The following is a 13,892-nucleotide window of genomic DNA, read 5'->3' on the forward strand; positions in this document are numbered from 1 at the left end:
AGGCTTATGATCGCTTGGCGGCTGATTTGATCGGGTGGACAAGCTATATGATCGGTTGCCTACTTATATGATCGCTTGGTGGCTGATTTAATCGGTTCGACAAGCTATATAATTGCTTGGCTACTTATATGATCGGGCGGACAAGCTATATGATTGCTTGCCTGCTTATATGATCGGGCGGACAAGCTATATGATCGGTTAGCGGCTTATTTGATCGCTGGAAAAGCTATATGATCGCTTGGCTACTTATTTGATCGGGCGGACAAGCTATATGATCGCTTGGCTGCTTATATAATCGGTAGGACAAGCTATATGATCGGGTGCCTGCTTATATGATCGGGTGGACAAGCTATATGATCGCTAGGCGGCTGACTTGATCGGGTGGACAAGCTATATGATCGCTTGGCTACTTATATGATCGCTTTGCCTAGCTATATGATCAATCCTTCCACTTTGAAGAATTAATCCAAAAAGAAAAAGCCCGACATATCGTCAGGCTTCTAGTTTCATCAATAAATCAATTGAAGGAACTCTTCTTTCGTAATGCCGCCTAGATATGTCGGAATGTCAATTGGTGCGAGCGCTTCGCTAATTGCCTGTCTCTCATACTGGATACCTTTCAAGCTTTCCTCGATAACTGTCACTTCTCCGACACCGAAAAAGTCGCCGAAAATGTTGACGTCTTCCATGATTCCTTTTTTCACTTGGATACGGACGTCGATGCCGCCTACTGGGAATCTGTGTGAATGCTGCATATTGAACTTCGGTGATTTGCCGTAATTCCAATCCCAGTTTGCATAACGCTCCGCAGAAAGTTTATGGATATTCGTCCAATCTTCATCAGTCAACTCTAGATACTGGATTTTTTCTTCTCCGCCGAAAATCGATTTCAGTATTTCCATTCGGAATTGTTCAATTGTCATTGAGTCATTCAGGAATTCGGAAATATTCGCGACACGACTACGGATTGATTTAATCCCTTTTGATTCAATTTTATCTTTACGTACTTTTAATGCTGAAACAACACGTTCTATTTCTGTATCGAACATCAGTGTTCCGTGGCTAAACATACGACCATTCGTTGAAAACTGTGCGTTCCCTGAAACTTTACGACCCTCAACAAGAATGTCATTGCGGCCGAGTAACTCTGCTTTGACACCCATTTCTGCCAACGCCTGAACGACAGGCTCTGTCACCTTTTTGAAGTTGCGGAACGATTCGCCATCGTCTTTTGTTAGGAAACTGTAATTCAAGTTGCCTAAATCGTGGTAGACTGCTCCCCCGCCGGACAATCGTCTAACAACATGAATACCATTTGCTTCCACATATTCTGTATCAATCTCTTCAATCGTGTTCTGATTTTTACCGATGATGATAGAAGGTTCGTTAATATAGAACAGCAAAAACGAATCTTTGTCGATATCCATATTCTTGAGGACGTATTCCTCTATCGCCAAGTTGATATGCGGATCTGTAATTCCTTTATTATCAATGAAATACATAGTTTATCGCTCCTCATTAATAGCTTCTCACCTATTTTATCATCTTTAAGAAGAGAAGACCCCCTCTTACAACTTTCAGAATAAATCGTTAAATGTGTTGACATCTAGTACACTGTTATAATACACTACTAATAACAGATTTAGTTGTAGTACAAATTAGGAAGGGGAGAATGAAAATATGATTGAGAATGTCATCGAGTTTTTCAAAAATCTACCTGCTAAAACTTGTACATCATGCGGGAGTGAAATCGACGAGCAACATGAATGCTACAGTAACAAATGTGATAACTGCAACATCTTGTAATTTTTTTGCAGATTCTGTACTATTACACATTAAAAAATAAACCAAATACTAATACAGCAAAAAGGGGGATTTTAGCGATGATTGAAAACGTAATTGAGTTTTTTAAGAACCTGCCTGCTAAAGTTTGTACGTCATGCGGCAATGAAATCGAAGAACAACATGAGTGTTACGGCAATAAATGCGATGCCTGCAATACCGTATAACCTTTTGCATACACTGTACTATCACAACGTTAATATTAAGCCTAGTACTAATACAAATAAGGAAGGGGAGAATAAAATATGCTTGAAAATGTAATTGAGTTTTTCAAAAATCTACCCGCTAAAGTTTGCACGGTTTGCGGGAAAGAAATCGAAGAGCAGCATGAATGCTACGGCAATAAATGTGACGACTGCAATATCCTGTGAATTAGAAAAGCGCTGCTCCAGGTGAATAACGTTTACTTATCTTTTTTAAACAGCCGTAGAGACTCCTTCGGCTGTTTTTTGATTGTAGAAAGATATACCTTTTTATTTGTCTAGTATGTCGGGACGATCTGTGTGAATGCCATTTGCACCGATGGCCATCATTTTTAATGCAGTTTCAGCATCAATAATAGTATACGCATAAACGGATAGTCCTTTTTCATGCATTTTCTTTATAAATGGGACCGTTAGTGCTTCATAACTAACCCCCAGTCCAGATGCATATGTCAAAAGCTCATCCAATTCTTTTTTTGACAGTTTCGCCTCATCATCATCATCAAATGAAATGAGTTTTAGAAGCGGGATATCTTGATTTAATTCGTAAACGCGTTTTAATCCTTTTTTACTGAATGACTGGATTGCTACTTTAGGATGTCTATCTTTATCAAACCCAATCATGTCGTATTGCTTCAATGTATCAACCAGTTTTTCTTCGATCCCAGGATAGTCTTCTGGATCTTTCAACTCAATGATGAAATTCATATTGTCCCCAAATTGACCGAATACTTCACCCAGTGTAGGAACTGCATATTCTTCTGATGGGCCATTTACAGCTTTCTTGTCTTCATCCTTGTGCCGAAAGTTAACGGATAACTTCTTCAGCTCACTAAGTGTCAATCCACCGATTTTGCCATTAGCTTCGGTTGTACCAGATACATCCGCGTCATGCATAACCGCAAGTTGGCCGTCTTTGGTCAAATGAATATCAAGTTCAATATAGTCGGCAGCAAGTTCTTCTGCCAAATCAAAAGAAGCAAGTGTGTTTTCCGGCACGTATGCTGACGCGCCGCGATGTGCGATAATGAGGAAATCTTCGCTTGGCATTGGTCCGTTTTCCGCCTCGCCTTTGCTACAGCCCGTCAATAACAGCACCGCACACAATATTCCCCATGTATACTTTTTCATTTTGCTTCCTCTTTTCGTTAACTTTCTATGTTTCTTCTATACCCTTTTTCCAACAAAAAAAATCCACCCGAGGGCGAATCTTTTCAGTCAAATAAATCTTCCAATACTTCTTTCACTGCCGCTCTTCCCTGATCAATACAATCGGGTAATCCGACTCCATTATAAGAGGCACCGGCGAGTTTTACTTGTGGGAACTTCGATTCCAGTTCTGCGCGGGCTGCTGCAATCCGCTGTTTGTGACCAACCCGGTATTGCGGGCGGTCTTTTTTCCAACGGGTAATAACCGTGAAATCCGGTTTCCCTGTTATATTCATAACCCTGCCAAGATCATCAAGAACGATTTTCTCAATTTCAGCATCTGGTAAATCAACAATCGCTTCATCGCCTACGCGACCTACGAAGGCCCGGATAAGTACTTTTCCAGCAGGTGTTGTCGTCGGCCATTTCCGGTGTGTCCACGTGCACGCCGTGATTGAATAATCGCTGCTTCTTGAGACAAGAAAACCGGTTCCTTCTTTGTCCTGTACGACATGTTCCTCCGGAAAAGCAAGTGCCACTGTCGCAACAGACGTTGTTGGTATTTCTCTTAAATCTTGCAATAATCCGTGCGGAGCAAATAAGCGACCCGCCATCTCATGCCCAGTTGTGAGTATAACTGCATCTGCTTCGATTTTACGGCCGTCATTCATTTCAAGTATAGTCTTTTCTCCGACCATTCCTGGCGCCTCAATTGCATCGATCCGAACACCTTTCATGACGGAACCTGGTTCAAGTTGTTGCTCAATTGCTTCAACAATTGTTTCAAGTCCGTTACGGAACGTGTGGAAAACGCCTTCTTTCTTAGCGCCATGTCCGTCTTTCTGCGGTAGTTGTTTCGGTGTCGTTTTTTTCATCCCGAGAATCAGACTTCGATGTTTCTTTTCCACTGCGTAGAACTGCGGGAATGTAGATTCCAAACTCATGTGGTCAATATCGCCTGCGTAAACGCCAGATAACAACGGTTCAATCAAGTTCTCAACAATTTCCCCGCCAAAACGTCTGCGGAAAAATCCACCGAGTGACTGATCCCCTTTGATGTTTGAGCGTGGGAGGACGAAATCGCCCGCTGCACGCAATTTTCCTGATAACGAAAACAGTCCCGTTTTCAAGAATGGACCAATTTCTGTCGGGATACCCATAACAGAACCGCCTGGAATTGGATGCAACTCGCCACCGACAAGCACGTATGCTTGCCCTGTCGCGTTTTTCACAAGCTCCCCTTCGATTCCAAGGTCTTGTGCAAGGATTCCCATGCTTTTTTTCCGTATAAGAAATGAATCCGGACCACGCTCGATGATAAAACCGTTACGCCGGACTGTCTGGATTTTGCCGCCAAGTCGATTTGACGCCTCGACAAGTATGACATCTAGAGGTAAGCCTTTTTCACGCGCTTCTTTCTGCATATAAAATGCCGCGGAGAGGCCCGTAATCCCTCCGCCGACAATAACGACTTTCTTGTTTTGTCCGCTCATGTCCATCATCACTTTCTTTCAACCATATTAAGCTTCTTTCATCTTGGCAAATACCGCGTCCACCATCGCATCGATGAAGAGCGGATCGATGTTCGGCATTACCGGACGGTAGTAGGATGCACCGATTTCATCACACACAACTTTACACTCATAATCATTGTCAAATAGTACTTCGAGATGATCGGAAACAAATCCGACAGGCGTATAAACAAATGTTGTATATCCTTTTTCATTATGCAAATCGCGTGTTAAATCTTGAACGTCGGGACCAAGCCATGGTTCAGGCGTTTGCCCTGCACTTTGCCAGCCTAGTTCATAGTTTTTCACACCAGCAGCTTTTGCAATCAATTCAGCTGTTTCTTTCAACTGATCTGGATATGGATCACCATTCGCGATGATTTTTTCCGGCAACGAATGCGCTGAAACAATCAGACATGCTTTCGCTCTCTCTTCTTCGCTCATGCTGTCGAATGTACCGCGCACTTGATCAGTCCAGAATTCAATAAACTTCGGCTGTTTGTACCAACTTTCGACAGAAGTAATAGTGATACCATGCTTGTCAGCCTCTTCTTTCGTGCGGCCATTGTATGACTTGACGGAAAACGTCGAGAAATGCGGTGCCAGTACGATTGAGACCGCTTCTGTTATCCCGTCTTCATGCATTTTTTCTACCGCATCCTCAATAAATGGTGCAATATGTTTCAATCCAATATAGACCTTGAATTCAATGTCATCCTGCACTTCATTCAGACGGTTGCAAAGCGCGTTTGCTTGATCTTCAGTAATTCGCGCAAGCGGAGAAATCCCGCCAATTGCCTCATAGCGATTGCGAAGGTCCTCCAATTGTTCAGGTGCAGGCGGGCGACCGTGGCGGATATGCGTATAATACGACTCAATATCCTCTTCCTTATTCGGAGTCCCATAAGCCATCACTAAAAGTCCCATTTGTTTCTTTGTCATAACATTCACCTCTTCGTTTGGATCAGCACGTTATTTACGCAGCTGTGCACTATATTCATGAACAAATTCAGTTAATCTTTTCAATGTTGCTGGTTTCACATCAGGGAACACGCCATGACCAAGGTTGAAAATGTGGTTACCATGCTCTACGCCTTGTTCAATGATTACTTTCGCGCGTTCTTCGATAATGCTCCAATCTGCAAGTAACAGTGACGGGTCAAGATTTCCTTGCAACGGCTTCGTTAGACCGCGCTCTCCTGCTTCTTTTACAGATAAGCGCCAGTCGAGACCAACAACGTCTACAGGCAAGTCATGCCATTCGTTTGCCAAGTGGCTTGCGCCGACACCGAATGTGATTAGTGGAACGTTCAATTTACGCAGCTCTGTGAAAATACGCGTCATAACTGGTTTGATGAAGATTCGGTAATCAGATACATTTAATGCCCCTACCCACGAATCAAAGATTTGAATTGCTTTTGCACCCGCATTAACTTGTGCAGTAATATACGTAATCGTCATATCTGCTAGTTTGTCCATCAATGCGAACCATGCTTCCGGCTCAGATACCATGAATGATTTCGTCAAGTTGTAGCTTTTCGATGGACCGCCTTCAATCATATAACTCGCAAGCGTAAACGGTGCCCCCGCAAAGCCGATAAGCGGAACATTCAATTGTTCCTTCGTCAATATTTTAATCGTTTCAAGAACGAAAGGAATATCATCTTGTGGTGATAGATCGCCAAGATTATGGACATCTTGAACTGTACGGATTGGATTTGAGATAACTGGACCAATGCCCGCTTTTATTTTCACATCAATACCAATTCCCGGCAGTGGTGTAACGATGTCTTTGTAAAGAATTGCCGCGTCGACATTATACTGATCAACTGGAAGCTTTGTTACATATGCGCAAAGTTCAGGTTGGTGTGTAATCTCTTCAAGAGAATATTTCTCCTTGATTTTTAGGTATTCCGGTTGTGAACGCCCTGCCTGCCTCATGTACCAAGCCGGTGTATGATCAATTTTCTCGCCTCTTGCAGCGCGTAGAAGTGTGTCATTGAATTTTGTCATTTGGTTTATTCCCACTTTCTTAATTAACTATTTCCGTGTTACATATCCGTACTCAATATAGACGTTTCCCTTTGCAAAGTATAGCTTTTAGCCCCGTTATTCATACAATTGTGCTAACTTCTTACTTTTTTCGCCATCATTTTGTCAAAGTTTGTTTTAAGTTCTCAAATAGGGGAAAATAGATAAATAAGAACTACAAGGAGGTTTTTTTGAAAATGAATATTTATATGACATCGGGTACACCTGAATTTATGGAAAGTTTAAAAGAAAAATATGCGGCAGAAAGCTTGATTGCCATGCATGGTCATGGTAATTCTCTTTTACTGCATGAAACGGTAGGTAAAACTGTGTTCCAAACACCACGCCGTTACGAAGTCATTAGCTCCTCGGGAACACTGCAAGATAACGGTTATTTCGTTTTCAACAATATTCCCGTCACGGATGAAGGACGTCCAGTTTTTGAGCATCGCTTTACAGAACTTACGGGTGCTATTGAATCTGAACTCGGATTTATCGCATTTCGTTTGCTCCGCCCACTCGATTCAGACACGTATATCGTTCTGACAGAATGGTCTGATAGCACCCATTATACAAGATGGGAAAACTCATCTTCTTTTGACAAGGCTCACTCCTCAAATCATGCAGACACAGGCGTCGATACTTCGCTTCATATTTTCTCGAGCGCTCCTTATGTAACGACTTATACGACGAAAAATAAAATATAAAACGCGCGACCCGAACTACGGGTTGCGTTTTAGTGTTCCCTCTCAAATGTTTGCTATAATAGAAGTAGCAACATTCAAATTAGATAATTTTTAGGAGGAACAGTCCATTGAAAGAACAATTGTATGAAAAGCTCGATAGCGCTTATGAGGATATGGTCGTTATTCGTCGCCACCTTCACATGAATCCTGAATTATCTTTTAAGGAAGAAAAAACTGCGCAATACATACATGATTTTTACGCTGACCTTGGTATTGAAGTACGTAAAGGAGTTGGCGGGAATGGTGTCGTTGCAAGGGTTTCGGGTGGTAGACCCGGTAAGACGGTTGCACTACGTGCAGATTTCGACGCGCTACCCATTCAAGATGAAAAGGATGTAGCGTATAAATCAACTGTTCCAGGCGTCATGCATGCTTGTGGTCACGATGGGCACACTGCTACACTCCTACAGCTTGCAAAAGCCATTCATGAGTTGCATGAAGACCTCGCTGGCGACTATGTCTTCATCCACCAACACGCAGAAGAATTTGCTCCAGGCGGTGCAATTTCCATGATTGAAGACGGTTGCCTTGATGGGGTTGATGTCATTTTTGGAACGCATCTATGGTCTTTGACACCTTTAGGTACAATCGAATATTTGACCGGTCCTGTAATGGCAGCGGCTGACCGTTTCGACATTAAAATCCAAGGCGCAGGCGGTCACGGTGCGGCCCCGCATCAAACGAAAGACGCTATCGTTATTGGCGCACAGCTCGTGATGAATTTACAGCAACTTGTTTCACGTCGCGTCGATCCGATCGACTCGGCAGTATTATCTATCGGTTCATTCGTTGCACAAAACGCATTTAATGTCATAGCCGATTCAGCAAAACTAGGCGGTACGGTACGGACATTCAACCCCGACATTCGCCATTTGATGGAACGCGAAATGAAACGCGTTGTTGACGGGACTGCGCTTGCAAATGACTGTACAATCGATTTCGAATATGTACGCGGCTATCCAGCTGTTGTCAATCACAAAGCCGAAACAGAATTTCTGAAGACTGTCGCGGAAGGTATTCTTGGCGTGGAATCAGTCGTGGAATCGACACCACAAATGGGCGGCGAAGATTTTGCATACTACTTGGAAAAAGTACCCGGTACATTCTTCTTCACTGGCGCACAACCTGACAACCCATATCCACATCATCACCCCAAATTCGACATCGATGAAAATGCGATGCTTCTCGCAGCGAAAACACTCGGCGCTGCAGCTATCGATTTCCAAAATGTATAAAACCAAGGTCTTCCCTCTTATTTTCAGGAGTAGAAGGCCTTTTTTTTACATGAAATACTGGTGACTAGAGCTTGGAAAAAATCATTTTCACTGGACCATTTCCGTTCGCTTTCGGCGAACTAATCACGACAGATTTATCGTGAGGCATAAGTGGCTAGTAGGTGATTATTTTATTCACTGCTTACTATTATGATAAAACTCTAGACGCCTTATGGACAAGTGCAAATATAGACTTGTATGCTTTTCTTACAGGTTCTTCATGTAAGAAAGTGAATAATCAACAGACGTGATACAAAATCCCACTCATTCGAAATAACAACAAATTTCATTTTAGGAAATAGCATAATACGAGTGATAATAGTACTAAAAAACAAAATAGTTCAAATAGTTTAATTAAATGGTTGCATTTTAAATTTTCTAATTTATACTAGGACTTATGCAACAACAATAAACTATAAGGGGTGCATTTTATTGGTTAAAAAGAAATGGTTAGGGAAATACATTGTTTCTTTCAATACATTTTTGTTACTACCTGTGGTCCAAGGAAATAAACTATCAACGCTTGTAATCGAACGAAACGGTGAATTGAACGTTTCACGAAAACCCGTTCACATTGTTAAAAGTTCTTGTCATTATTATGGTGGTTCTTTACAAAATTCAACAAATACAGCAAAACTAGCAATTGGAAAACGCCATAAAATGCCTATAATTATAGCTCATGATTTCGGAGTACCTTATATCTTTCTACCAACAATGTCTCCGAATTCAGAAGAGAATGTCTGGGTTTCCTATAGTGCGATTGATAATATAGAACCGGATGGTATGGGCTGTATTCTCTACTTGGAAAATGGTCTTTCCTTCAAGCTCGATATTTCAGCTACAACAATGTATCGCCAATATGCAGTCGCTGCACTTCTCGAAAAAAACTTTTTGAAAAAACAAAGACAATTGAACAGGCCATCAAAATTCGATAAATTTGACTTCCCGGATGAGGATTGACTTAACTTTCAAACATGGCGAAGTAAATGTTTAACAGTTCCTTCGTCCAATTACGTAGGCGGATGTTCAAATAACGTCTGTGGTCCTTATTGTCCCCGTATATGAAAATATACTCAGTGAAAGCAGCGTATGACTTTCATAATCTGGCGACGTAAGTAGATGGTGGTTTCCCTAAGTTCAGCACGTGTAGCTCTTGTTGCTTCATCAACAAGTTTGACATAAGGTCCTTTCAGTTTGAATGGACCTTTTTCAAACGAATCTCGATCCTTTTCCACTATAATAAGAAGCATCGGCAAATAAATCATATTCTCAAAATGCGGCAATGCCTCCACAGATATTAAATGCATTTTAACTGTTCCTACCCCCATACAGAACATTAGTTCTCGTTATTGTATACCCATATCGCTGATAAAACAACCTACAAATTTTTTGTAGGTTATATGATTTTGTAGAGGACTGTACGACAGCCACGAAACAAAAAAGACTTTCGGCTATTACAGCTGAAAGTCTTACAGATGAACCACATTTACTCTTTCCCGTCATCACCGATGTAATGCACCGACGCAGCTTTCCAATCGTCACCATTTTTCGTAAATACGGTCACTTGTCTTCCATCTTGTTTTGTCACAAGACCAGTAGATACTTGTTTATATGATGTATTCAAATTCGAGAAGACTTGGGCTTCCTTATCAGAATACTTTACAATCGTTACGTTCGATATTTCGCGATTTAGCTCATATTCACTAAATTGCTCTTCCATGAATGCACGTTCTTCCTCAAAATCATAGTCTTCCGGAGACAGTGTATTCAAATAGCCATCGATATCTTGTTCATTCAGCGTATCGATATACACCTCATATACTGCTAAAATTTGTTCTTTCTCCTCAACCGGAACACCAGAAGCTTCTTCTATAACTCCTCCCTCTAAGCTAAAACCCACTTTTTTGTCTTCCACACCATGATCAATTGCACCGTTTTCATTCGCCGCCTCGCCATCATTGACCGAGCCGCTTCCAGTCGACTTCTCTCCATCGCTACTGCACGCGCCAAGTAGTAAAAGAACCGACATACTTATAGGAACAAATATTTTTTTCATTTTCTTTCCTCCTGAACAGGTAAAAAGGCCGCTCCAACTGGATGGCCTTTCTCCTTTTATTTAAGAAAAGCGTAAGGCGCCGTTAAGCCCCGACAGGCATAAGAGACAAGGTAGGCAGTCTAAAATCGCGACTTCCTGTCGCAACGACTGCATACCTGCATCCTTGCAGGCACGAGGAGGCGTACTTCAGCCCCCACACAGGAGGAGGGATGAAGTTCAATCCCTCCCCCAAAACGACTTCCAAGGAACCTAGCCTAAGTACGCCGCGTCCTGCGGCAATGGCTACGTGCCCCACATCCTGTGGGCCTCCGAGGGGCTGGCGTTTGGAGCCTAGACATCATTCCAGGTTGGAAAACTTTTACTTTCTTGTTTTTCAACAAAGTCCGAATTACTTCACTTCAACCCAACCATTTTTAATAGCAGTTACAACTGCTTGTGTCCGGTCATTTACAGCCATTTTTTGCAAAATACTTGAAACGTGGTTTTTAACCGTCTTTTCAGAAATGAATAACGTTTCTCCAATTGTCCGATTACTTTGCCCATCCGTCAACAGTTGCAATACTTCACACTCACGTTTTGTAAGTAGGTGGAATGGTCGGCGGATATCATTTTGCTGGAATGACCCTTTATGCTCCCGTTCACTCAATCTGCGGAATTCCGTAACAAGGTTATGTGTCACTTTCGGGTGAAGATACGAACCGCCCATTTCAACGACCTTAATCGCTTGAACGATTGCATCTGCATCCATCTCTTTCAGCATATAGCCAAGCGCACCCGTTTTCAGTGCATGCGATACATATGACTCGTCATCATGAATCGACAACATAATTACCTTCGCATTAGGAAACTCTTTAACAAGATTCTCGGTCGCATCGACACCATTCATACGTGGCATGTTAATGTCCATAAGAACAACATCCGGTTCGCACTGTCTATAAAGTTCATTTACTTCGCTACCGTCATCACCTTCTGCAACAACTTCAAAAGAATCTTCAAAGTCCAGAATTCTCTTTACCCCTTCACGGAATAATTGATGATCATCTACAATTAATATTTTCGTAACAGTCATAGTCATTTCCTCCCCATATATCTAGCCGTCAATTATTTCATTCCGAAGCGGGATCCGGAAATGGATCATCGTACCATTGCCAGGCGTTGAAGTGATTGTCATATCGCCTTTTAATAAATCAATTCGTTCCCGCATCCCAATTAAACCGAACGACTTATCTTTCACTTCATTCTGGTTGAATCCTTGTCCATTATCCTTAATGATAATATTCATTATATCGCGAAGCCATTCAGTTTTCACCCAAATGTCCTTCGATTTTCCATGTTTCAATGCATTTGATACAGATTCTTGTACAAGTCGGAAGACCGACACTTCAAAATTCGTTTGAAAACGCTGCTCTTGTCCACTATTTTGAAAGTGAATTTCAACATTTTTTTCATATTCTTCGATTGTCGACAAATACTTTCTCAATGTCGGAATCAGGCCAAGATCGTCAAGTGCCATAGGTCGAAGATCATAAATGATACGCCGGACTTCATAAAGTGCATTCCTCACCATCACTTTGAGATCTGCTAATTCACCCAATGCAGGTTGAGGACCTTTTTCTACAAAGATTTTTTCAATCAACCCAGTACGGATCATCACATTCGCCAACATTTGCGCTGGCCCGTCATGAATGTCACGAGAAAGCCTTTTGCGCTCCTCTTCCTGTGCCTGAATAATTCTGATGCTGAAATCCTGCTTGTGTCTTGCATTTTCAAGTGCTTCACCAACATTTTTTAAATCAGATGTCAAATAGTTAATAACGGTCGCCACTTGATTAACAAGCTGATCCGCCCGTTCGATTGTATCGAGTAGCGCTACGAGGCGTCTGTCTAAATCGTCCCGACGTGCACGTAGCTGCTTCTCCTCCATCCGGTTAATGGATAATCGGACATGTAAGTCATTCGCAACTTCGTAAGCCTCTCTCACTTGTTCCTCTGAGTAATTCATGAAGTTCTTCGAGACGTCGGCGAGACGTTTGCGTGAATGCCCAGTCATGTTCTCCAAATAGTCGCCTTCGGTTATTGCCTGGGAAATATCACTTTTGACCGTTGCAAGCTCTTTTTTCATATCGACAAAGCTTTGACGGCTTTGTTCGCTTATAATAAAGATATCGTTCTTTGAGTTATCCATAGCACGAACCATACTACTAAAGATTGTTTCAAGCGTTTGGATATCAACTATATTTTCCCTCAATATTAAGTTCCCTCCCGCCTACAGCCTGAAAAATTACATATATACTATTAAGTAAGAAGTGGTACAGGAATACTGATTTCCTTACGCACTTCATTATAGTATAGCATCATAGTACCAAATGGATATTAAGATTGTATTACAAGTGATGGGGGTGCCGCAAATGCGAGCAGATTATTATACAGTTAAAGATTACGGTGAAAGTGAATTGATCATCCAAAAGTCTAGATTTCTCACCTATGTGTCACGTGCAGAGACGGAAGATGAAGCCCTAGAGTTCATTCAAGAAATCAAGAAAAAGCATCATAATGCCAACCACAACTGTTCGGCATATATGATTGGCGAGCACGATACTATCCAAAAAGCGAATGATGATGGTGAACCAACAGGTACGGCTGGCGTGCCAATGCTCGAAGTCTTAAAAAAACAAGGGTTAAAAGATACTGTCGTCGTTGTGACGCGCTATTTTGGGGGTATCAAGCTTGGAGGCGGTGGGTTAATCCGTGCGTATGGCCGCGCGACGTCTGAGGGCATTACAGCCACGGGTACTGTCGTAAGAAAACTTCATCATCTAATGAGAGTAACAATTGATTATACATGGCTCGGAAAAGTCGAAAATGAGATAAGGCAGTCCGCTTATCCACTAAAAGAAATTTCCTATGCGGACGGCGTCAACTTATTCGTATACGTTCCAGTGACAGAAGAGAATGTTTTCACTGCTTGGATGGCCGAATTAACAAATGGTCAGGCGGAAATTGTGTCGACTTCTAGCGAATTTCTCGAGTTCGACAACTAACTAAAAAAATAGTATAATAGAAAAGGTCATGAGTATTTA

Annotated in this window: 16 protein-coding genes; 7 read left to right on the plus strand and 9 right to left on the minus strand. The window is 41.9% G+C overall.

What is annotated here, in order from left to right; translation table 11 throughout:
• Positions 1-509 precede the first annotated feature (509 nt).
• Entirely contained in the window at positions 510-1,502 is a 993-nt protein-coding gene (locus H7992_RS19065; RefSeq protein ID WP_067212088.1) for a lipoate--protein ligase, read from the minus strand.
• Positions 1,503-1,680: 178 nt separating this feature from the next.
• On the opposite strand from H7992_RS19065, the gene yhfH (H7992_RS19070) reads away from it, so the two are divergent.
• The 3 genes from yhfH (H7992_RS19070) to yhfH (H7992_RS19080) all read left to right on the plus strand — a co-directional run bounded on the left by yhfH (H7992_RS19070) (position 1,681) and on the right by yhfH (H7992_RS19080) (position 2,213).
• The gene (gene yhfH, locus H7992_RS19070) at positions 1,681-1,806 is read left to right on the plus strand and encodes a protein YhfH (RefSeq protein WP_187045605.1); all 126 of its coding nucleotides are present in this window, start codon (positions 1,681-1,683) and stop codon (positions 1,804-1,806) included.
• Positions 1,807-1,883: 77 nt separating this feature from the next.
• Complete coding sequence (gene yhfH, locus H7992_RS19075) at positions 1,884-2,009, plus strand: protein YhfH (protein ID WP_187045606.1); 126 nt, start codon at positions 1,884-1,886, stop codon at positions 2,007-2,009.
• A 78-nt stretch (positions 2,010-2,087) separates the two neighbouring features.
• A complete protein-coding gene (gene yhfH / locus H7992_RS19080) occupies positions 2,088-2,213 on the plus strand; it encodes a protein YhfH (RefSeq protein ID WP_082786678.1) in 126 nt (41 codons plus the stop codon).
• Between the two features lie 102 nt (positions 2,214-2,315).
• Here the strand turns inward: yhfH (H7992_RS19080) and H7992_RS19085 are convergent, their stop codons facing one another.
• From H7992_RS19085 to hemE, 4 genes are all read right to left on the minus strand, one after another.
• Positions 2,316-3,176 carry a glycerophosphodiester phosphodiesterase family protein gene (locus H7992_RS19085; protein WP_187045607.1) on the minus strand — a complete coding sequence of 287 codons (861 nt, stop codon included), beginning with the start codon at positions 3,174-3,176 and terminating at the stop codon, positions 2,316-2,318.
• Positions 3,177-3,259: 83 nt separating this feature from the next.
• The gene (gene hemY, locus H7992_RS19090) at positions 3,260-4,687 is read right to left on the minus strand and encodes a protoporphyrinogen oxidase (protein ID WP_187045608.1); all 1,428 of its coding nucleotides are present in this window, start codon (positions 4,685-4,687) and stop codon (positions 3,260-3,262) included.
• 27 nt (positions 4,688-4,714) lie between these two features.
• Complete coding sequence (gene hemH, locus H7992_RS19095; protein ID WP_187045609.1) at positions 4,715-5,647, minus strand: ferrochelatase; 933 nt, start codon at positions 5,645-5,647, stop codon at positions 4,715-4,717.
• Positions 5,648-5,677: 30 nt separating this feature from the next.
• Complete coding sequence (hemE, locus tag H7992_RS19100; RefSeq protein ID WP_067212102.1) at positions 5,678-6,718, minus strand: uroporphyrinogen decarboxylase; 1,041 nt, start codon at positions 6,716-6,718, stop codon at positions 5,678-5,680.
• Positions 6,719-6,933: 215 nt separating this feature from the next.
• Between hemE and H7992_RS19105 the strand changes: the two genes are divergently transcribed.
• The 3 genes from H7992_RS19105 (at position 6,934) to H7992_RS19115 (ending at position 9,716) form a co-directional block, all read left to right on the plus strand.
• Positions 6,934-7,443, plus strand: coding sequence for an antibiotic biosynthesis monooxygenase family protein (locus H7992_RS19105; protein ID WP_187045610.1), 510 nt, complete (start codon positions 6,934-6,936; stop codon positions 7,441-7,443).
• 107 nt (positions 7,444-7,550) lie between these two features.
• Complete coding sequence (locus tag H7992_RS19110; RefSeq protein ID WP_304626961.1) at positions 7,551-8,717, plus strand: M20 metallopeptidase family protein; 1,167 nt, start codon at positions 7,551-7,553, stop codon at positions 8,715-8,717.
• A 471-nt stretch (positions 8,718-9,188) separates the two neighbouring features.
• Positions 9,189-9,716, plus strand: a complete 528-nt coding sequence (locus H7992_RS19115; protein WP_067212108.1) for a competence protein ComK — start codon at positions 9,189-9,191, stop codon at positions 9,714-9,716.
• A gap of 113 nt (positions 9,717-9,829) precedes the next feature.
• Here H7992_RS19115 and H7992_RS19120 read toward each other — a convergent pair whose 3' ends face one another.
• The 4 genes from H7992_RS19120 to H7992_RS19135 form a co-directional block, all read right to left on the minus strand.
• Entirely contained in the window at positions 9,830-10,063 is a 234-nt protein-coding gene (locus H7992_RS19120; RefSeq protein ID WP_255428484.1) for a YhjD family protein, read from the minus strand.
• Between the two features lie 179 nt (positions 10,064-10,242).
• Positions 10,243-10,812 carry a nuclear transport factor 2 family protein gene (locus H7992_RS19125; protein WP_187045611.1) on the minus strand — a complete coding sequence of 190 codons (570 nt, stop codon included), beginning with the start codon at positions 10,810-10,812 and terminating at the stop codon, positions 10,243-10,245.
• Between the two features lie 388 nt (positions 10,813-11,200).
• Positions 11,201-11,881 (minus strand): response regulator transcription factor, encoded by a 681-nt coding sequence (locus tag H7992_RS19130; RefSeq protein WP_067212111.1) that lies wholly within the window; start codon positions 11,879-11,881, stop codon positions 11,201-11,203.
• A 21-nt stretch (positions 11,882-11,902) separates the two neighbouring features.
• Positions 11,903-13,063 (minus strand): sensor histidine kinase, encoded by a 1,161-nt coding sequence (locus tag H7992_RS19135; protein ID WP_338656778.1) that lies wholly within the window; start codon positions 13,061-13,063, stop codon positions 11,903-11,905.
• 157 nt (positions 13,064-13,220) lie between these two features.
• Here H7992_RS19135 and H7992_RS19140 point away from each other — a divergent pair, with 157 nt between their 5' ends.
• Positions 13,221-13,853, plus strand: coding sequence for a YigZ family protein (locus tag H7992_RS19140; RefSeq protein ID WP_067212114.1), 633 nt, complete (start codon positions 13,221-13,223; stop codon positions 13,851-13,853).
• The last annotated feature ends 39 nt before the right edge of the window (positions 13,854-13,892 follow it).

The sequence above is a fragment of the Sporosarcina sp. resist genome (genome assembly GCF_014302295.1).
GTDB lineage: Bacteria > Bacillota > Bacilli > Bacillales_A > Planococcaceae > Sporosarcina > Sporosarcina psychrophila.